The 22,451-nt window shown below is 34.2% G+C and carries 15 protein-coding genes; all 15 read right to left on the reverse strand.

The window, feature by feature from the left end:
- Positions 1-150: 150 nt before the first annotated feature.
- The 15 genes from BC961_RS14370 to BC961_RS14440 all read right to left on the reverse strand — a co-directional run bounded on the left by BC961_RS14370 (position 151) and on the right by BC961_RS14440 (position 22,450).
- Positions 151-1,587: an MFS transporter gene (locus tag BC961_RS14370; protein WP_121926558.1), complete on the reverse strand. Its 1,437-nt coding sequence runs from the start codon at positions 1,585-1,587 to the stop codon at positions 151-153.
- A gap of 123 nt (positions 1,588-1,710) precedes the next feature.
- Positions 1,711-2,376: a beta/alpha barrel domain-containing protein gene (locus BC961_RS14375; protein ID WP_121926607.1), complete on the reverse strand. Its 666-nt coding sequence runs from the start codon at positions 2,374-2,376 to the stop codon at positions 1,711-1,713.
- Complete coding sequence (locus tag BC961_RS14380) at positions 2,369-3,379, reverse strand: sugar kinase (protein ID WP_121926559.1); 1,011 nt, start codon at positions 3,377-3,379, stop codon at positions 2,369-2,371. Before BC961_RS14380 ends, BC961_RS14375 begins: the two co-directional genes overlap by 8 nt.
- Positions 3,380-3,461: 82 nt before the next feature.
- Positions 3,462-4,232: an SDR family NAD(P)-dependent oxidoreductase gene (locus tag BC961_RS14385; RefSeq protein WP_121926560.1), complete on the reverse strand. Its 771-nt coding sequence runs from the start codon at positions 4,230-4,232 to the stop codon at positions 3,462-3,464.
- A gap of 18 nt (positions 4,233-4,250) precedes the next feature.
- The gene (locus BC961_RS14390; protein WP_121926561.1) at positions 4,251-5,381 is read right to left on the reverse strand and encodes a DUF4861 family protein; all 1,131 of its coding nucleotides are present in this window, start codon (positions 5,379-5,381) and stop codon (positions 4,251-4,253) included.
- Positions 5,382-5,511: 130 nt separating this feature from the next.
- Entirely contained in the window at positions 5,512-6,354 is an 843-nt protein-coding gene (gene kduI / locus BC961_RS14395) for a 5-dehydro-4-deoxy-D-glucuronate isomerase (protein ID WP_121926562.1), read from the reverse strand.
- An 84-nt stretch (positions 6,355-6,438) separates the two neighbouring features.
- The gene (locus tag BC961_RS14400) at positions 6,439-7,479 is read right to left on the reverse strand and encodes a LacI family DNA-binding transcriptional regulator (protein WP_121926563.1); all 1,041 of its coding nucleotides are present in this window, start codon (positions 7,477-7,479) and stop codon (positions 6,439-6,441) included.
- A gap of 116 nt (positions 7,480-7,595) precedes the next feature.
- Positions 7,596-9,077 (reverse strand): sulfatase family protein, encoded by a 1,482-nt coding sequence (locus BC961_RS14405; protein ID WP_121926564.1) that lies wholly within the window; start codon positions 9,075-9,077, stop codon positions 7,596-7,598.
- 12 nt (positions 9,078-9,089) lie between these two features.
- Positions 9,090-10,658, reverse strand: coding sequence for a DUF4955 domain-containing protein (locus tag BC961_RS14410; protein WP_121926565.1), 1,569 nt, complete (start codon positions 10,656-10,658; stop codon positions 9,090-9,092).
- A 41-nt stretch (positions 10,659-10,699) separates the two neighbouring features.
- On the reverse strand, positions 10,700-12,082 hold the full coding sequence (locus BC961_RS14415) for an alpha-L-fucosidase (RefSeq protein WP_121926566.1): 1,383 nt from the start codon (positions 12,080-12,082) through the stop codon (positions 10,700-10,702).
- A gap of 71 nt (positions 12,083-12,153) precedes the next feature.
- Positions 12,154-13,356: a glycoside hydrolase family 88 protein gene (locus tag BC961_RS14420; protein WP_121926567.1), complete on the reverse strand. Its 1,203-nt coding sequence runs from the start codon at positions 13,354-13,356 to the stop codon at positions 12,154-12,156.
- 211 nt (positions 13,357-13,567) lie between these two features.
- Positions 13,568-15,232 (reverse strand): RagB/SusD family nutrient uptake outer membrane protein, encoded by a 1,665-nt coding sequence (locus BC961_RS14425; RefSeq protein ID WP_121926568.1) that lies wholly within the window; start codon positions 15,230-15,232, stop codon positions 13,568-13,570.
- A 20-nt stretch (positions 15,233-15,252) separates the two neighbouring features.
- Complete coding sequence (locus BC961_RS14430) at positions 15,253-18,432, reverse strand: SusC/RagA family TonB-linked outer membrane protein (RefSeq protein WP_121926608.1); 3,180 nt, start codon at positions 18,430-18,432, stop codon at positions 15,253-15,255.
- A gap of 753 nt (positions 18,433-19,185) precedes the next feature.
- Positions 19,186-20,730, reverse strand: coding sequence for a sulfatase family protein (locus BC961_RS14435; RefSeq protein ID WP_121926569.1), 1,545 nt, complete (start codon positions 20,728-20,730; stop codon positions 19,186-19,188).
- Positions 20,731-20,887: 157 nt separating this feature from the next.
- Positions 20,888-22,450, reverse strand: coding sequence for a SusD/RagB family nutrient-binding outer membrane lipoprotein (locus tag BC961_RS14440; RefSeq protein ID WP_121926570.1), 1,563 nt, complete (start codon positions 22,448-22,450; stop codon positions 20,888-20,890).
- Position 22,451 lies beyond the last annotated feature (1 nt).

Here is a 22,451-nt window from a genome sequence, read left to right on the forward strand (position 1 = left end):
TAAAAAAAATGATTGTTATTAGAATTAGCAATTTGCTTCTAATAACAATCATTGTTATAAATCAATTCATTATAAATATCTAATTGCAGTATAAGCGAATTTATGGCAAAATCTCAATTGGCAAACAATTTTTATAAGTTACTTTCTGGTCTACATATCTTTTATAGGGGAATATCTAGGAACCAATAATTTCATTACTGTCCATCCTATTAGATAGCACACTGCACAAATTGAAAAGATGATAAAATATCCAGCTTCGATTCCTTTAAAGCCCATAAAAGCCATATTTGTTTCTTTCGAAAAATCGAAAAGCATTCCAGATCCCTTATTGATTATAGTTGAACCAATTCCTCCTGCAAGTCCACCAATTCCAACAATTGTTGCAATAGCTTTTTTAGGAAACATATCTCCTACAGTTGTAAAAATATTTGCTGACCACGCTTGATGAGCGGCACCTGCAATACCAATAATGATTACAGGAATCCAGTATGTAATGTGACCTAATGGTTGTGCAATCATCGCTAATAAAGGGAAAAAAGCAAAAATCAACATGGATTTCATCCTTCCTGCGTATGGATTCATTCCTTTCTTTTCCACAAAGTAAGTTGGTAGCCAACCTCCGATAATTGAAAGTAAAGTAATCATATATAACACAAATAATGGAAGTGCAGCTTGCGTAGAATCCATTTTATAAACAGAACTTAAATAAGCTGGTGTCCAAAATAAAAAAAACCACCAAACTCCGTCAGTCATGAATTTACCAAAAGCGAAAGCCCACGTTTGTCTGTATTTAAAGCATTGCATTAGAGAAACTTTAGCAGTAGTTTCAGGTGTGTAGCCTTCTAATTTGCTATCTGCAATGTCATCTTGTTGTATATAAGCTAGTTCAGCTGCAGTAACTTTAGGATGTTTCTCTGGTTTCTCGTACATAAAAATCCAAAATCCCATCCATACAAAACCTAAAGCACCAATTATAATAAACGCCATTTCCCATCCAAATGCTCTTGCAATAAATGGAATACTAATAGGTGCTGCTAATGCTCCAACAGTTGCACCTGCATTAAAAATACTTGTTGAAAGCGCTCTGTCTTTTTTAGGGAAATATTCAGCAGTTGCTTTGATCGCAGCAGGAAAATTTCCTGCTTCACCAACAGCCAAAACAAATCTTGCAAAAATAAATAAAGTTACACTCACGTTAATCACCATCCCTGTATCATTTACCGTAGCAATAATTTCTTTCGCTTCTTCGAAACCAACAAACCAGTTTCCAGTGATAATTCCAGCAGTAGCAATTCCGCAGAAAGCATGCAAACAAGCTCCAAATGACCAAATTCCTATTGCCCATAAAAATCCTTTTTTAGTATCCATCCAATCCACAAATCTACCTGCGAATAAAAGTGATACAGCATAAAAAATAGAAAATAAAGCTGTTATATTTCCATAATCATTGTTAGTCCAATGAAACTCTGGCGCGATAAAATCACTCCATGTAAGCGAAAGAACTTGTCTATCTAAATAGTTTATAGCAGTTGCAAAGAACAATAAGCTACAAATTTTCCAGCGATAATTTTTATTTTTAACTTCCATATCTTTTGGTTTCTAGATAGTTTGAACCTTATTATGCTAATTACTATTTTCTAAATTTATAATTTAAAAATGTAGCAGTCAAATTTTATTGTAACAAACTAAGTTTTGTTGGATTTAATTTTATTAGGATATTCTACATTTCTTAATTAGAGCAATGGCTTTTGAAATATAATCAGAAAGAGAATCAAAATTTCCCTCATCAATTAAATTTGTTTTTAGCAGTTTGCTTCCCATTCCAACTGCTGAAACTCCTGCGCTAAACCATGATTTTAAGTTTTCTTCTTCTGGTTCAACACCGCCTGTTGGCATAAATATAAGATCTGGAAAAATATCTTTTATCGTCTGAATGTAAGAAGGTCCCACAAGATTACCAGGGAAAATTTTTACTAAAGTAGCTCCTAATGTTTGTGCTTCATGAATTTCTGTTGGCGTTAAGCAGCCAGGAATCCATGCTAAATTATTTTCAAAAACAACCTTTGATACAGCTGCAGAAACAATAGGACTAACAATAAAATCAGCTCCTAAATCTACGTATTCTTGCGCTTTTTCAGCTGTTTTTATAGTTCCAATGCCTAACAGCAAGTCAGGCATTTCAGCCACTGCTACTTCTTTTAATACTTTGAAATTTACCACAGCGTTTGCGCCACGATTAGTGAATTCTAATATTCGAACGCCCGATTTATAAAGCGCACGTAAGATATTTACACTTACTTGCTGATCATCGTGATAGTATAGAGGCAACAGCCCTGACGCTACAATTTGCTGTATTACACGTTCTTTTTTATTCATCTTGATGTATAAGTTTTTTGATTTCTTCTGATTTTGAATTTGTTGAATCACCTTTTAAAAACAGTTTTTGGAAGGCTGCTCTGGTAGCAAAATCTAAAATTTTTTGTGGTTGTTCCTTTGTAGTAATCCCATAAATTAGTCCAGCCATAAAACAATCTCCTGTACCTACTTTATCTATTGTTTTCATGGTGTACAAAGTTTTACTTTTGTAAAAATGATTTTCTTGATACAAAGTAGTGAAATATTTTACGCCCTGACCTTCGCTAAATCGAAAAGTATTGGCCACGGTATGACAATTGGGATATTGGTTAAGAATCGCTTTAGATGAAATTTCTCCTTGCTCTACTAATTGTGCGTCAGTAGCATTATCTGTTACTTGTGTGCAAATTCTAATACCTAACATTTTATCAGCTGCCCAAATATTACCCATAATGACGTTTGCATATTTTGCTAATTTTGGCATAACAGCTATCGGTTCGCTACCATATTTCCACAGTTTTTCTCTAAAATTGAGATCTAAAGATATAGTAATTCCTTTGTTTGAAGCCACAATTAAAGCTTCCTCGCATATTGAAGCAACTCTTGCATTTAATGCTGGTGATATTGCAGTGAAGTGAAACCAAGTAACATCTTTAAAAATTTCATCCCAATTTAATGAGGATGAAGTTAAATCTGAGAATGAGGAATAATTTCTATCGTAAATTACTCCAGCATTTTTAACATCGGCGCCTTGATTTAAATAGTAAGAACCAATGCGCTCTCCCGATTTTACTATACTTGAAGTATCAATACCTTTCTCATTATAAAAGGAAATGATTTTATCACTTAGAAAATTGTCTGGCATAGCGGTGCAGTAACGAACTGGGATATCCCATTTGGCTAAAGCCATGGCAACATTACTTTCCGCACCACCTATATAGCTATTCAAGTCTTGCTCTTGTGGGAAATTTTCTCCCATACTATATCTCAATAGGATTTCTCCAAAACAAAGTACTTTTCCCATATATTAATTCAGCTTTTTTTAAATGATTATTTCGCTTTGATTCAACTGCGATTTTTTATTTCCTGATCGATGCGGTATAAAATTATCTACCCATCCATCCACCGTCAACATTGATCAAACTTCCGTGAATATAATTAGATGCCTCTGAACAAAGGAAAACTATCGGTCCTTTAAAATCTTCGGGTTGGCCCCAACGATTTGCAGGAATACGTTCTAATATTGAAGTGCTTCTCGCTTCGTCATCTCGCAATGCTTGCGTATTGTCTGTTGCAATATATCCAGGAACAATAGCATTTACATTAACTCCTTTTGAAGCCCATTCGTTAGCAAATGCTTTTGTAAGTTGCGCAACTGCACCTTTACTAGCTGCATATCCAGGAACGTTTATTCCACCTTGAAACGAAAGTAATGAAGCTGTAAATACAATTTTACCAGAGTTTCTTTTAATCATTTCTTTACCTATTTCACGAGTTAAAATGAAAGGTGCGGTTTGATTTACTGCGATTGCTTCATCCCAATATTCATCAGGATGCTCTGCCGCGGGTTTACGTAATATAGTACCTGCATTATTTATTAAAATATCAATATTTGGATGATCTTCTTTCACTTTTTGGATAAATTCTGTAAGCGAATCACGTTTTGAAAAGTCACATTGATAAGAATAAAATTTTCTACCCGTTGCTTCTATTTCTTTTTGTACTTCGCTACCTGATGGTTCTAGATTTGCTGAAACACCTATAATGTCAGCACCAGCTTCTGCAAGAGCGATTGCCATTGCTTTACCTATACCTCTTTTACAACCGGTTACAAGAGCTAATTTTCCATTTAATTGAAACATATTGAGAGTATTCATTGTTGCGTATTTAATTGTTTATTTAACCGTTACTATTAACGGACTTTTTATTTCTTTTGAAAAGCGATTGATGTGGTCAAACCATTGTACAGAATTAGTTATAATTCCTGCTTTGTTCCAAGCACCTCCTACATAATAAATGATAGGCTCATTACTTTTCACCTCAGTTTTTGCTAAAATTTGTTCTTTGTCTATCACTATACTGCTAACAGGAGTAGTTAGTACCACGGCAACACCAGTTATTCCATCTTCACCATGTTGAGGTTCCCAATATCCCATGATACCATCTTGCTCGTTCAAAGACATGATTCCTGCTTCTGGTCGTTTGATTATTCCTGCCACTACCGGTAGTGATTTACCGTTTTCATAGGTGTACACATTTTCTAATTTATAAAATTGTGAACCAGCATCGATTGAGATTGTTTTAGTAGCTTTTACTTTTAATCCATCGACATCCCAAGTATCATAACCCAAGATAAAAGTAGAGCGTAAAGGTCCATTATCCATCATTTTCCAATGGTGATAGTTTCCAGAATATCGCACACTGTCTTTTACATACGGAGCCATATTACCTGCGCCAAGAGTGAAGCCAACATGATAATAATCTAATCCGTCTCCGCTGTCTTTATGATAATCTTCCGACTTATAGCGCTTATTCAAGATCATTTTATCAGTTCTTTTAACCCAAATGTCTAACCCAAATGCGTCACCTTTAGTTCCCTCAAGCGCTTTACCGTATGCGCGATATGCTAATTTATCGTTTTCCCAGGCGAAATCATCGAATCTCTCTGGTACATAACGAGCAAATGTCTTTACAGCAAAAACTTGCGGTTTTCCTTTTTGAACTGATAACTTTAAGTTGGATTTTGCCTTAACATCTACTTGAACTAATAAATTTTGAATTGCTGGAAAACCTTTGTGTTCTAGTTGAAAAGGAACTTGCTTTTTTGTAACAGTATTAATTACAACAAAGTTTGTCGTGTCGATTTGTGGATACTGAGATAAAATCGAATTCCAATTAATTGCTACAACTGCTTCTTTACGTTCTAAAACTGTATTATTCGCAATACTAATGTTAGCTTTATTCTGAGCTAAGATTGCAAATGGTATTAGAAAGAAGGTTAGAAAAAAATTCTTTTGTATTTTCATATCTTGTTATTTTTTTGAATATTAATACTCATTAGGATTACTTTCATTTCCGCTAATTTTTTGTTTTGGCGCTATCTTTTCAAGCTTTGCAAATAATGGAATACAGAATTGACAAAGAGTAAAGTAGAATTTATTTTAGTTCTGTGATACTGCAGTGATCCATATCACCATAGTCTAAGTTTTCACCAGCCATTCCCCAAATAAAGCTATAGTTAGAAGTACCAGCTCCTGAATGTATAGACCAGTTTGGTGAAATCACAGCTTGCTCGTTTTGCATCCAAATATGTCTGGTTTCTTGTGGCTGACCCATAAAGTGACAAACACTTTGATTTTCTGGAACTTCAAAGTAAAAATAAGCTTCCATTCGTCTATCGTGTGTATGTGCTGGCATAGTATTCCAAACGCTTCCTGCCTTTAGTTCAGTCATTCCCATTTGCACTTGGCATGTTTGAACTACGCTATTCACAATTAGTTTGTTTATAATTCTATGATTTGCAGTTTCCATCGATCCTAGTTCAACTATCTCAGCGTCTGCTTTAGTTATTTTTTTAGAAGGGTAGGCGTGATGTGCTGGAGCAGAGTTCAAATAGAATTTAGCTGGATTATTTCCATCCACTGATTCAAAATGTACTTCTTTAATTCCTTTTCCTAAATACAAAGCTTCTTTATAGTCAATCTCATATTGCTCTCCATCTGCAGTGACAATTCCTTTAGCACCAACATTGATAATTCCAAGCTCTCTTCTTTCTAGGAAATAATTTGCTTTAATATTATCTGGATTTGGTATAGCCAATTTTTGTGTTGTTGGCATTGCACCACCCACAATATATCTATCGAAATGTGATAGCGTCAAGTTAACTTGATCAGCTATAAATAAGTTTTCAATTAAAAAATTAGATCGCAAAGTAGCCGTGTCCATTTGTTTTGCTTCATTCGGGCTTATTGTATAACGACTTTCGAAATTTGAGTTCATTTTATTTATGTTTTATTCTTAATTAATTTATTTTTAATTTTTTGCTACACTTTAGATCGAAGCTATTTTCGCTTCATATTAAATTTAGGTAGACATTCTTCTTACTAATTGTACAGGTGTGGTAGTGATATCCGTTTCTACAGCTGTATCAATATTGTCTGCTTTTTCACGTAATTTTTTCAATAGCTCTTCAACTACTTTGGTTCCAACCAAATTTGGAAACTGCTCAATCGTTGTAACTGAAGGTCTAACAATTTCTGTTCGAGAATCATTAGAATATCCTACAATTTTTAAATCTTCAGGAACAGCAATATTGTGTTCTCTAGCGTATTCTATAGCTGCAATTGCGCTTGTATCATTTGCTGTAAAAATGGCATCTGGTTTATTATCTCCTTCAAACATTATTTCCATCGCTTTTCTAGCATTGTCGTGTGTAAGTTCTTGATGAAAAATAAGTTCTTCGTCAATTTCAATATTATATTGTGCGCAAGCTTTTTTATAACCTGCTAAGCGATCGATGTACAAGTTAGAACTTATAGGTCCAGAAATATGTGCTACTTTCTTGCAACCTAATTCTAAAAGATGCTTTGTTGCTAGATAGCCTCCTCTAAAATCATCTCCTTTAATAATTGTTGCATTGTAAGGATGAGTAGGAACTCTATCATAAAATATTAATGGAATATTATTGTTTACAAAAACATCAAAATGACTAAAATCTTCAGTTTGAAGCGTGCAGGCAACAATTAAAGCGTCAACGCGTGACGAGAACATTGTTGATGCAAGTTCTTTTTCAATAGCTAAGGAGTCGTTCGACTGACAAATAATTAAATTATATCCATGTTTGTACAATTCGTTTTGTATTGTAGTTATCGCTGCAGCATGAAAAAACATCGAAATTCTAGGTACCATCAAACCTATCGTATTCGTTTTGTTATTGCGTAGACTAGAAGCCATTATATTTCTTCGATAGCCTAGTTTTTCGGCCATATCGGTTACACGTTTTCTAGTTTCTGCTTTAACATAAGCACCATTGTTTAGTGCTCTAGATATTGTAGCGGGTGATAATTTTAAAGCCAATGCGATATCAAGTATGGTGTTGTCTTGATGTTTTTCCTTTTTTGACATGATATTTTTGCAATTGATTAATTATTGATAGTATTTATTCTTTTTGCTATGCGATTTTTATACTGCATAAAACTTGAATAGCGCTACCAAAATTAAGTGTTTTTAAACAAAATATTTTACTCCACTTTGAAACCATCTCCTGTTTCTCGCAGATAATTTTTTAACACCGGAGTTAATTTCTTAACCATCGGGTGATCAATTGAATATATATTATTCATTTCAAAAGGGTCTGCTTTTAAATCAAACAACACAAGTTCATTTTTTCCTTTTTTCTTTACGTAAGCTAATTTATAATCCTCTGTACGAACACCTCTAAAACCAGTATTAATATCTACATTGTCACTTATTATAGCTCCCATTATAAATTGCTCGGTAGGGGTTTTTCCTTTTCCGTTACGATAATAATCTGCATAACTTTTTCCATCAATATCCTTAGGTATCTGATTTTTAATTCCCATCAAATCTAATAGAGTAGGATAGATGTCAGGAATACTTCCTAAGAATTTATTATCTGTTCGCGGCTGGATATGTCCTGTCCAATTTACAATAAAAGGAATTCGTAAAGACTCCTCATAAATATTATTTTTTGAAACTTCAGAATGTTTTCCTAAACAGTTTCCGTGATCAGCCATTATCAGTACGATTGTGTTTTCGTCTAATTTTTGATCTTTTAAACCTTGTAATATTCTCCCTATTTGTTCGTCAACCCCAGTAATATTTGCATAATAGTATTTAATATCATGTCTATATTGATCACCACCTTTTGTTCCAGCGGCAGGAATGTTTTCATCTTTAATTAGATCTTCTAAAGGAATATCTTTGTACATATTATAATAATTCTCAGGAACTGTCTCATATTCAGAATGTGGTGGATTCATTGAAACCACTAATGAAAAAGGAGCATCTGCCTTGCGAACTTTTCCACTTTCATTTTTCATAAAAGCGATTGCTTTATCGGCTTCATGTATAGGTCCCCACTGATCAACATAATGAAAATCATCTCTTTTAGCATCAGTATCCCAATACATTGGTCTATTATGAACGTCATAAGTACCATATGAATACCAGTAATCAAAACCGTGACGTTTGTCAGGTGAAGTCCACTCATTCCATGCAACGGGTCCTATGTTATTAGATGTCGGGATAAAAGGCTCATAAGGTGAATCTAAATGCCATTTTCCAATGTAACCGTTAGAGTATCCATTCTGTTTTAAAATATCTGACCAAGTAACTGCATTTTTATCTAATTCGATTCCAAAAGGTGCTGATGATGAATTCACATTGCTATACACTTTGTTTTTTACTGGCCATTGACCCGTCATCAGCATCGCTCGAGCAGGTGAGCAAACAGGATAATTACTGACCATTTGCTCTATTACTAAACTCTCTTTAGCATATTTATCTAAGTGCGGAGTCATAACAGGCTCTTTACCTTCATATCCAGTGGCTTGTGCTCTCCACTGATCAACAAGTATTATCAAGAGGTTGGGTTGTTTTTTATCTGCTATCTTTTTCTGCGTTGTGCATGAAAAGTTAATTGAAGTGACAAAAACTAAAATGAATATTTTAAAATAAATAAACTGCTTTCTATTTTTCATAATCTTTACTTCTTACTTTAGATCTAAAAACCATTTAGGTAATTTCTTTAATCGTAATTTTAATTGCGCTTCGTATAATGATTTTGGCTCGACAGTTTTATCTAACGATTCTCCTTGTCCTAATTGCTCTTGTATGAATGTAGTCCCTGCACTTGTAAAACCTACTATAACAGGATTGGGAATCTTCCACCATTTAAATCTTCTAGAATCAGGCCAAAATTCAAAATCTTTCTCTGCTGCATTAGTTTGTTTGTAATTCCACATCACTAGACCTTGCATGTGGTTAGGCATGTTTTCTAAAGCTCCACCACCGCGACCATTCATTAATCCTCCCTCAACATTATCTAATAATGTATTTCTAGGTTGGCTTGCATGCGACTCAAAACTAGTCGTTGCAGGATACGTGCTTTTCCATATTACAGTATTCATAGCACCGTGCGAAGAACCAAAAGAATGCCATTGCGAAGCTAAATCTGTGCAGTTTGCAATAAGCACATTTGTAGCACCATTCGAACAAATTGCCTCATGTCCAGCATTTCCATCAATGACACAACTTATAACTGATACATTAGCACTTTGCGTAACAATTGCTGCAACACTGCAATCAGTAAATCGGCAATTTTTTAACCAAGAATTTGTACTGCGTGAGATGCGTAACATTGTAAAACCACTGTCATCTTTCCATGAGCGGTGGTGAACAAATTTATCTTGCCAGTTACCAACAAACGCTAAATCTTCTATTCCCACTTCTTCACTATTTGCAAACTTCAGTACTTCCCATTTATATTTTGGATCGATGTTGTAAGTGATAGGAGTAACGAGAGTAAGAGCATTATTTTCTACTTTTTGAATTTGATGGTAAACTTTTACATCAATTCCTTTATTATAGAGATAGGTCCATTCTGGTTCAACTTTATAACTTTTTAATTCGGCTGCAGCCAATTCTTTACTGTTATCTAATAATTTTAATATTATCCAGTCACCAGCTTTTAAATTAGCAGTAGTGTTTACTGAAATTAATCTAGAACCAACAACAGCTGAAGTAGTTACTTCGCCAATTTTTTTATCGTTACCGCCGCTACCAAAAATAAAGATTGGTGGAACAGTCCACATTTTAGCGGGATCAGCAGGTGGAAGTGGATTTTTCATATACAATTCTGTTCCATCTTTTCCAGAACCGCTACCTCTAAAAATAATTTTACTACTTTTTGAAATAATAGAATTAGTGGCATCATTGTCTTCATTTACTAAGAAACGTCCTTTAGGAAAAAATACTACTCCAGAACCGTTTTTATTAGCAGCATCTATCGTTTTCTGAATTGCTATTTTATCTGAAACATCATCATTAGGTATTGCTCCATAATCAACCACATTAAAAATCTTATAAGTGTTTATTGAAGGAATATCTTGCTCACCATTATGATAACCCACATAAGAGAAATCGGGTAGGGTAGTCTTATCTTTTTTATATGCGTCGAATACTTTCGATTGCGTTTGTCCCGAAACCGATCCAACAATCAATAGTGACAAAATCAAGCTGATTTTCGTAATTTTATGTTTTATTAGATTAGTGGATTTCATAGTTTTTATTTTAGACAAGGCAACAAATTATATTTTAAATCTTATTTTAGTATTACTTTAAATACATAAACAGGAATAGTATTAGTCATTATTTTCGGCATTTTTATCTGTAATGCATCATTAGACTGTTTCCAATCTAGTTTTGATTTTGAACCAAGTAAATGCACTGACTTCACTTTGTACTTATCTTTAGTCATTGATTTTACATTGACAACAGCATCAGTCCAACTTCGAGCAATTACATATACTGCCTTGCCTTTTGAAGTAAAGTAAATGTCTGGTAAAATTGTTTTTGAAGTTGTATCAGAATCAGAATCGTGAACCATCGCTCCAGCTAATGTTTTAGATGATACTTGCTCAGCAGTCAAAGTCCATGGCTTAGTGTCATAAATTGCTTCACTATTTGTTTTCATCCATTTCCCTACTGAAGCTAATCTTTCTACCGCTTCTGGTGGAAAAGTTCCATCTCCTTTTGGTCCAATGTTTAACAATAAATTACCACCTTTACTTACAATTTCAACTAATTGTCTCACTAATAATTCAGGTGATTTCCATTCGTTATCGTGGCGATTGAAAGCCCAACCTCTACTCATTGTTATACAAGCTTCCCAAGGTTTTGGATTTGCATCTTTAGAAATTTGCTGTTCAGAAACATAATAGTCGCCTAAACCATTTCCGATACGATTGTTAACAATACAATCAGGTTGCAAGGTTTTGATCATTTGTAATAATTCCTCACTTTGAGCTTTAGTGATAAGCTCTGGAGTATCAAACCACAATACAGCAACTGGTCCGTATTGCGTTAATAATTCTCTAATTTGTGGTTTAACTTTTCGTTCAAAATATTTGGCGATATCTTTAATATCCTCATTTGGGAAATCAGCTAAGTTGCTTCGTCCTCCTTTGGTAGGCCAATTAGTTGGAACATCTGGATCTTCCCAGTCACGACCTAAGGAGTAATAGAAACCTAATTTCATTCCGTTTTTCTTACACGCTTCAGCTAACTCTTTTACCGGATCTCTTTTGAAAGGTGTTTTAGTAACGATGTTGTAATCGCTGCTGGGCGAGTTATACATGGCAAAGCCGTCGTGGTGTTTAGTAGTCAGTACCATGTACTTCATACCGGCGTCTTTTGCCATAGTAACCCATTGTTCAGCATTAAATAGCATTGGATTAAAGTCACTAGCTAGAGTGCTATATTCTTTTATCGAAAGTTTCTCATAAATCATAAAATGCTCATTCCCTTTGTATCTATGTCCGTTCCAATCTCCCGCCGCCTGCGAGTATAAGCCCCAATGCAGAAACATTCCAAATTTTGAATCGCTCCACCATTCTAATGAATTTGATGGTTTTTCAATCTTTTTTTGGGCAACTAGACTTAGAGTTACAAAAGAAAAAATTATAATAAGATGAAATCTTTTCATTATTTATTTGATAAAAATAGTAATTGGAAATTTTAAAATTAAAGTGTTAACTCTCCTAAATACTTAAGCGTTTATAAGTACCACTGTTTGTATCTCAATAATGCTTCAGCAAAATAATAGTCAGCATATGTTAATGGTACGTCGATTTCATTATTATGAGGAATTGATCCCACACTATGCATTAAAAGATATCCTCCGTTAGTTCCTAATTTAGCTCTGTATTTGTCACTTGATAATGCAACTAACATTGTTTTAGCAGCTGAAACATATTTTTCCTTTTCCTTTCCAGTTGTGTATTGACCTAATTCTAATAATGAAGAAGCAAATACTGAACCAGCAGAAACATCTCTTAAAGCATTAGGTATTTCTGGAGCATCAAAATCCCAGTATGGAATTTTATCAGCAGGTAAATTCGGATGATTTAATATAAATTCAGCGATTCCTTTAGCTTGCTTTAAGTAAGCAGGATCTTTTGTAAAGCGATACATCATTGTGTAACCATATAATGCCCAACCTTGACCGCGGCTCCAAGCACTTTCGTCAGAGAAACCTTGTGCTGTAACTTTTTTTCTAACTTCTCCGTTCGTTAGATCGTAATCTAAAACGTGATAGCTGCTGTAATCAGGTCTAAAGTGATTTTTGATTGTAGTATTAGAGTGCGTTCTTGCAATATCAGCAAAACTTTTATCAGTGCTATTTTGGCTTGCCCATTCTAGCATTTCTAAATTCATCATGTTATCAATAATTACCGGTCCTACAAATCCTTTTTGGCGTAAAGCACCTTCTGATATTTCCCAAGATTGTATCACCTTAGCATCTGGACGGTATCTTGTAGCTAATGATTTAGCAGATTGTAGTATTACATCCTTATACTCTTTTTTATTTTCTAAGCGGTATGCGTTACCAAAACTACAATACATCATAAAACCTAAATCGTGATTTTCAGTAAAATATTTAACAGGTTCTAAAACAGTTAATTTCTGATTTGCTGCTGCTAATAATGTAGGGTTTTTTGTGTACTCGTAAATGTAAAGTAGTGTTCCAGGATAGAAACCGCTACACCACCAGTACGCATCACTATTAATATTTTTATTGTCTTTAAACGTTTTAGGTAAAGAATCCTTCGGAGTATTTTTGATTAAATATTGATACTGCTTTTCAGCAAACGCAAAATTTTCATCGATAAGCGCCTTCATTTCTTGTTTGTCATTATCTTTTGATGCACCGCAGCTATTTAGAACAATTGCAATGAGTAGGAATTTAATGATTTTCATAATGATTAGAATTTTAGTTGACTTCTTGTAAGAGTGAATAACATTTAATAAAATGCTTTATGACAGTAAAGCGTGATAAAAATGAATGTGTTTAAAAAATAAATGCTTTTTAAAAATTGAGCACAATCTATATTATGTTGTTTTAAAAAACAAAATTTAGATTGCGCTCAATTAGATAACTTATTATGATTGACTAATTAGTCACTTTTTATTACCAACCTGGATTCTGAGTAATTTCTTTATTAGAAGCGATTTCTCTTGAAGGTATAGGATACAATAAGTGTTTTGCTTCAACGTTAAGTCCACCAAAACCACCGTATTGTTGGTTTCCAAGTGTTGGAGCAGTTGACATTTCTGCACCTACTGAATTCATTGTTTGTACAAATTTACCCCAACGAATCAAATCTGATTTACGAGTTCCCTCAAAACATAGTTCACGCATACGTTCATCTTCAATTGCCGATTGAAAAGCACCTTTAGATAAACCAGCTGGTAAATCAGCCACTGCACTTACTGTATTGATAGCAAGTCCATATCCTCTACGTCTTACTTGGTTTACAGCATTGTAAGCTGCAACTGTTGGTCCGTTTACTTGATTTTCAGATTCAGCCATCATTAATAAAACATCAGCATATCTTAACACAGGAAAATTGTTTGGATTATGATTTTTTTCCTTTGGCAAAAGCGCTTCATATTCTCTTCTCCATTTACCACAGTCTCTACCGTAAGGAAATTCAGAAGCTCTTGCTCCAGCTAATTTATTTATAGGATTTTTAGCTCCAGTTGTATTATTAAACGTATAGGTAGTAAGTACCCAGTCGCGTCTTAAATCTCCATCACCATATTTATTAAACAATCTTCCAGTTCCTCTGATGAAACCATAACTGTAACCAATTTGGTTGAAAAGTGCAGCTCCTGTAAAAGTAATACCGTTAGTGTTTCCTAAACGACCAGTTTCAACATATCCATCACCACGATTTCCTTTAAAATCAATCTCCCACATAGATTCTTTTACATCGTAAATATCTTGTACATGATTGATAAATATCTGGCGGTACGCATTATTTGCGGTACTTCCACCATTAGAAGGATTGAAAGTGTTGTATTTTGGGTCTGGGTTAGCAGTAACATTCAAAGCATGTTCTCCTGAATCCATAACCTTTTTAGACCATGCTAAAGCATCTTTATACTTTGCAGTGTCATTTAAAGGAAAGCCTGCCATAGTCAAACATACTCTTGAAAGAATTCCTTGAACTACTGTTTTAGAAACACGACTAGAATACCCGTATGCACTAGAACTTCCAACTTTAGCTTCTGCCTCGGTCATATCTTTCAATATTTGAGCATAAATTTCAGCTACTGGTGTTGCTGGCTGTTGTGTTCCATTAGGAGTTGTTGTTGGAGATGTTTTCATTGGTACAGCACCAAAACCTTTAACTAGCATAAAATGATAATATCCTCTTAGAAATAATGCTTCTCCTAGTATAACTTGGCGTTTTCCTTCATCCATCGCGGGAAGATTGATGTTTGCAATTAAATCATTTGCTCTATTAAGTCCGTCATAAAGCGTGTTCCACATGTTAGAAATAGTAGGATCTGTTGGGTTAAAAACGTAAACCATTGGTTCTGTTTTTTGACCACTTCTTGCATAGAAACCTTCGTCAGTACACGCTTCTAATTTTGTATACAAAGATTCTCCATAAAGTGATGCTGATCCTAATGGATCGTAAACACCAGCTAAACCTTGCGTTAATCCTTCCTCATTTGTAAAATATTGAGATTGAGCAATTTTATCAATTGGCTTCGTATTTAAAAAATCTTCACAAGAGCTCGACAGTACGGCTACTAATGCTAGTGTTATATATATTTTTTTCATTTGTAAATGATTTAATGTTATTAAAATGAAATGTTTGTTCCAAAAACAATTGTGCGTGCACGTGGGTAAGATGAGAAATCAAATCCTGATGTTAGTGCAGAATTATAACTATTTACCTCTGGATCTGATCCTGAATATTTAGTCCATGTAATTAAGTTTTGTCCTGAAACATAAAATCTCATTGATTTAAGACGAAGTCTTTTAGTAAATTCTGACTCAAAGTTGTACCCTAGAGATACCGTTTTTAAACGTAAGAATGAACCATCTTCAACAATTGCAGATGAATAACCTCCAATTGCACCAGTATATCCTCTTGCACGTGGAATATCTGAAGTTGGATTGTCAGCAGACCAACGATCATTGTAGCTTGCATACTGATTTAAGTATCCTTGATTTCTTGAGTTACCTTCAAAAATAAGTTTGTTTGCATTCAAGATATCATTACCATAAGACCATTGTAGGAATACATTCAAATCAAAACCTTTGTAAGTGAAGTTGTTGCTAAATCCACCTGTGTGAATTGGCTGTCCTCTACCTATAATTGTGTAATCACTTGTAGTAATAGCTAAATCGCCATTTTGATCTTTGTATTTAGCATCTCCCGGTTGGATTGCTCCTCTAGCATTTCCATTAGCGGCAACATCTGGTTTTAAAGTGTAAACATTTGTTGTAGTGTTTAAATTAAAATCTTCATACTTATACGTTCCTAATGATTCGTAACCGTACATTAAACCTAATGGATCTCCCACTCTTGTAATATAAGCAGTTGTATTTCTCCAGCTCTGATCCCAAGGAATAGATCTTTGAATTGCACTTCCATCGTCACCTAATGCAACAACTTTATTTTTGTTAAAAGAAATGTTAGCGCTAGATGTCCAAGAGAAATCTTTTGTTTGGATATTTTTTGTCGTAAGGCTTAATTCCAAACCTTTGTTTTCTACACTTCCAACATTTTTTGTTGCTGTTCCAAATCCAGAAGAAGGAGCTAGTTGTGTTTGTAGCAATAAATCTTTAGTCAACTTTTTATATACATCTGCTGAAAAAGTAATACGTTGTTTGAAAAAACCAATATCTAGTCCAGCATCTACCTGCTCAGTAGATTCCCATTTTAATTCAGAGTTACCAAGATTAGTAGCAACAACTCCTGCTACGTAAGCGTTGTTAAAAACATAGCTAGATCCAATTGGATTGAAGTATCTTGTTAGATAATCAAAATTTCCAACTCTGTTATTTCCTGTTACACCATAACTAACGCGCAATTTACCTTCTGATAAAACTGTGCTCTTTTTAAGGAATTTTTCATTTTTGAAAGTCCATGCAGCTGCTCCTGAAGGAAAATAACCCCAGTGATTTTTAGAAGGAAATTTAGAAGATCCATCTGCTCTAAATGAAGCAGTTAATTGATATCTTGAATCGTAATTATAATTAACTCTTCCTAAGAATGAAGACATAGTCCAAACTGAAGCTGTTGAATCTACCCTTTGTTGAACACCTTGGCTTAATCCACCCAATCCTAGGTCTTCATTAGGTAATCTTGAAGCGGCAACACCATCTGTCCATATATCAAATTTTTGAGCAGTAAATCCACCTAAAACATCAATCTTAGCTTTTTTAGATATTTTTTTATTCCATGTTAATGTGTTTTCATTCAACCAGTTGCTTGAACTAATGTTGTTGATGCTTCCTCTTGGTCCACCGTTTGAACCAGCTGGATTACCGTATTGAGTTTGTGAATTATCAAAACTGTTTTGAGTAGCACGATTTTCAGTAATACCAAAAGTAGTTCTCAATTTTAAATCTTTAGTAATCAAATATTCAACGTATGAATTTGCGCTAAAGTTTTTAGTGTTATTGACACGATATGTGTTTTGAAGGTTTATTACAGGGTTTACTCTGTAATCATTTAATGGATCAATATCCGGATCTATAAATGAATCTTCTTGAGAAGGATCTGTAAGAACTGGTCTTGCTCCCCAAACTGCTACCATCACATTTGATGTTGAACTACCAGATTCAGAAACTACTGGATTTAAACCAGATTGTCTCAAGTAGCTGTAATTTGCATTAACTCCTACTTTTAATTTTTCAGTAATCTTGTAATCAAGTACAGTTCTACCTTGATATCTTTTGTAATTAGAATTTAATAAAATTCCGTCTTGGTCGATTGTCGAACCAGAAAAAACATATTTCAATTTCTTAGTTCCTCCAGATACAGAAAGATTGTTGTTTGTAACCACAGCAACACGTTGTGTCTTGTCTTGCCAATCAATTCCTTTTTCCGTTTTGTAGTAATCTAATGTTTTTCCACCAGCAAGATAAATTTCAGTTGGAGTACGTGGTGTTCCAGTTGCACCAGGCGTAAGTTCTAATTGATATTTTACAAATTCATAAGGATTCATTAAAGCAATAGGATTAATGTTTTCTTGAACACCTGTAGAGCTAGAGAAAGAAAAAACAGGTTTACCTTCTTTACCTTTTTTAGTAGTAATCACGATTACACCATTTGCTCCCCTTGCACCGTAGATCGCTGTAGCTGAGGCATCTTTTAAGATATCGATAGAAGCAATATCTGCAGGGTTAATAGTATTGTTGTTTTGATCTTCAAGTAAGAATCCATCAACAACATACAAAGGACTACTAGATTGAGTAACAGAGTTATTTCCTCTAATAACGATGTTAACACCAGAACCTGGTCTACCATCTGATGATGTTACTTGAACTCCTGCAACACGTCCCGCTAAAGCTTCGTCAAATGAACGAACAGGAGCTTTGTTAAGATCAGCTACCGATACAGTAGCAACTGCACCTGTTAAATCTTTTCTTTTTGAAGTTCCGTATCCAATAACAACGACCTCATCAAGGTCACTCATTTTTGAATTTAGGCTTACGTTTATAACTGATTTAGTTCCAACAGTCATTGTAGTGGTTTCAAAACCAACATACGAAAAAACCAATTGGTCTTTTGCTGTAGCACTAATTCTAAACTCACCTTTAGCATCAGTTTGTGTAGCAGTTTTTGACCCTTTAATAGAAACTGTAACTCCTGGAAGTGTTTCTCTTTGATCATCGGTAACTACACCCGAAATCGTTTTACTCTGCGCCTGAGCGTAAGCTGGAGCGAGTGATAGAAGAACGCCAATAATAAAGCATTTAAAAACACTTATGGTAGATTGACTTTTCAATTTTGAATTTTTTTTCATAAACATCTCAAATTGGTTTTGGCTTAATAATACACAATGTTATGAAAACGTTTTCAGAACACCAAATTAAAATTATAAAAATTGGTAAATAGTCTGATATTTATATGAATACTCTTTTTTTTCTGACAATTTTGAGTATTATTGATTATGAATATAGTTATAAATTACACATATTGTTTTTATTATTCAATAGTACTGTTTTTGTAGTTCTGGCATTACTTTTCATAATCATCAATTTTTTCTGAAAAAATAGCATAAAAATAATATCCTTTTCATTTTTTATTCAGCTCACTAAATCAAAAAATATTATGATTTTATTAAGAAATTAAAATATCTCTGAATATTTGATATTGTTATAGGTAATTCTGTGTGTTTAAATGGTGAAAAAACATATTATTGACAGGATCGTAATTGTTTCAAATTGTACTTTATAATTCGTCAGCTCAGAATAAATTACAGCATAACATTTATAGTTATGTCACTAAGTATTTATAATTATTAAAAGGCATTTATTGTTTTTAAAGATTTTGAACTATTGCATTTTTAATTAAAATTTCGAATACTAAAAATATTCTTGAAAGATAAATATTGACTGTTGGTAAATACACTACTAATAAGATTGAAAACTATATTCTCAAAAATCGTATGTAAAGTAAAAACCCACAATTTGAAATAGAAATAAAAAAAACTCTTCAAACAATTGTTTAAAATTGATTTGAAGAGTTTAGTTTATTAAGTATGGCCTTTAGTATTTTATTTACGAGTTTCTTTTTTAAGCAGTGCGGCTAACTCTTTAACTTTTTTTGGATATTTTTTAGCTAGATTATTATTTTCACTTAAATCTGTACTTAAATTATAAAGTTGAGGAACAGATGAATTACCCGTTTCAATGTCAATTAATTTATCGTACGGAATACCGTCGTTTGCAGGTATGAATTTCCAGTTTTCTTTTATGATAGCTAATGTTCCACCTAATCCTAGAACATTACCACCTTGCTCAATTAGTACGCTTCTTCCTTTATCTGATTTGCCAAGGAACGCATCTAAGGTATTCTCGCTATCAGGCGCTTCTCCTATAGGAATGGATTGATTTAATAAACTAGAAAAAGAAGCTAATAAATCCATTTGACTTATCATCGCTGATGAAATTCTTGGTTGAACAATTTTAGGCCAAGTCAATATAAAAGGTATTCTCGTTCCTGCTTCTAAAACACTGTATTTTCCACCGCGTAATACTCCGTTTGGCGTATGTCCATTTAATTGTGTCACTGCTTCATCTTGATATCCATCATCCAGTACTGGGCCATTATCGCTTGAAAAAATCACCATTGTATTATCTGAAATACCAGAATATTCTAGTTGCTTCATAATTTCACCTACGGTCCAGTCGAGTTGAAGTATAGCATCACCTCGTAAACCTAAACCACTTTTACCTTTAAACATTGTTGCTGGCATGCGAGGTACATGAGGTTCTGTAAGGGTAAAATACAAAAAGAAGGGGTTTTCGCGATTTTCTTCGATGTAACTTTTGGCTTTAGCCAAAAATGTAGTTGAGACTTCCTCATCAACCCATCTTGCTTTATGTCCTCCGCTCATATAGCCAATTCTCCCAATTCCGTTTACTATTGTGTTTTCATGTCCTTGACCAGGTGAAGATTTCAATTTTAATAATTCTGGATGCTCTTTCCCTGTTGGATCATTTCCTACCTTGTTGTTGTAATCAACCTGAATGGGATCGCTTAAATCCAAAGCAACAACACTATGGTTTTCCATGAAAACTGTAGGTACACGGTCAGCAGTAGCTGGAAATATGAAAGAGTAATCAAATCCAACTTCATTAGGACCTGGTTTTATTTCAGCATTCCAATTTTTTGCGACTTGATCTCCCAAACCTAAATGCCATTTTCCCACAATAGCCGTTTTATAGCCAGCTTGTTTGAATAATTTTGGCAAACTCATTTTATCTGTTGGTATAATCAAAGCTGCATCTCCTGGTAAAATTCCAGTGCCTGATTGTCGCCATGGATATTCTCCAGTCAAAAGCGCGTAGCGAGATGGAGTGCAGGTAGCCGAAGTAGAGTGCGCGTTAGTAAAACGTACTCCTTGACTCGCCAATTTATCAAGATATGGTGTTGCGATTTTTGTTGCACCATAAGAGCTTAAATCACCGTATCCAAGATCATCTGCATAAATAAATATTACATTCGGTTTTTGTATGTAGCTATCGCTCTTGGATGTTTGGGCGCATAGACTAAAGGTTAGTAAGGACAAACAGCTTACAAATACTTGTTTTATCATTTTGAGTTGGATTTGGATAAAAAGAGATAAATTATTTTAAAAATTAAATATAAAAAAAAACTTGTAGATAACAAAACAATATGCATGCTCTGCTATCTACAAGAACTGTCTAAATGTTCGAACAAACTTTAAACAGATTTTTTTTGTTCGTTAGTAATTATTGATTCCACCAAACCTTAGTGCTCGTTTTATCTGCTCCACCTAATTTTGAAATACCAGATGCTAATCCTTGTGGATTCACTGCTGCTTCAATAGGAGGATAGGTAGTTCTTCTCACACTTGCAGGATTTGAAGCGGGAGAATCTGTGTTGTCAGAATTCAAACGAGGATATAGTTTAGGAAAACCAGTTCTTCTAAATTCAGACCAAGCTTCTGGACTGTAAGGATATAAAGCCAACCATTTTTGAGTACCTACTTGTTCGCGTTGTTGTGCAATTGTAGCTGCAAATGCAACAGGAATATTTGTCAATGCTGGTGTGCTGTTTACATCGCCTAAAGCAATAGGCAAGCTCAATCCATTTATATAGCTGCTAATTACAGCTGCATCTTTGATACCCCAACGGTCTAGTGAAGCAGTAATACCATCATTGTAGTAGCTTTGAGCAGTTCCTGCTCCCATATTCCAATTATTTAATTTTCCTTCAGCTAATAAGAAGTAGGTTTCTGAAGCAGTGAAGACGGTCCAAGGAGCCGTAAATCTATTGTCAAATCCAAAAGAGGAATTAATATTAGAATTAGCATTCACTCCATTTTGCGGAAGCGACATTTGTGCAATTGTCATTCCGTTTCTGATTCCTTTATATGCACCGCCTGATAAAGCAGGATTAAAGAATTTTTGCATACGTGGATCATTATATCCTTTTAAGATACTTTCCATTGCAGCACTCATTCTGAATTCACCCCAGTTTGAAATTTCACCTAAAGGATTAGGAGTAGTAGTTGTTGAAATCATAAATGCATTATCCAAATTAGAAATTAGCAAACCTCCTGGAGCCGCCGCCGCCGCTTCAGCTTCTGTTTTTGCCAAAGCAGGATTTTTCATTGAAATACGCATTGCAGCTCTTAGGCGTAAAGTGTTACCAAATTTTAACCATTTCTTCACGTCTCCACCGTAGATTAAATCTCCTTTTGCGAAAACTTTATTTGATGCAGATGCTGTATTTAAAACTGCAGTCGCTTCTTTCAATGTTTTGAAAAAATCATTGTAAATGTCTTCTTGACTATCGTATAAAACGACATTTTTACCGTTTCCAGCTTCAAAATAAGGTACTGCACCCCAATAATCTGTAACTGGCATAAACATGTACACTTTCCAGATTTTTGCAATTGAATTTTTGATTGGGTCTTCTAATTTTCCTCCTTGTTTAGTGTTTTCAAGAACTACGTCCATTTGGGCATTAGCCACACCGTAAAAATGATTCCATCCGCCATTCAACCAGTTTCCTACCATTTGATTTCTATCAGAAGCAAAGTTTTTTTGTGTCGTAGCAAAATATTGGCTTTGTAAGTCAGAATATAAAGCTTGAAACAATTGAAAAGGACCTCTTTTACCAAAAATACCTCCATATTGAGCCGCTGAGAAAACATATTCTAAAGAGGCGTTATTTATTTCTGAAACTTTGGTTTTATTAGTATTTAATTCTTCGAAATCCTCTGTACATGAAGTCGCAAGACTTATCATTAGTAAAAAAAGGATTGTTTTATTTGTTATTTTTTTCATA

This window comes from Flavobacterium weaverense (genome assembly GCF_003688495.1).
Taxonomy (GTDB): Bacteria; Bacteroidota; Bacteroidia; order Flavobacteriales; family Flavobacteriaceae; genus Flavobacterium; species Flavobacterium weaverense.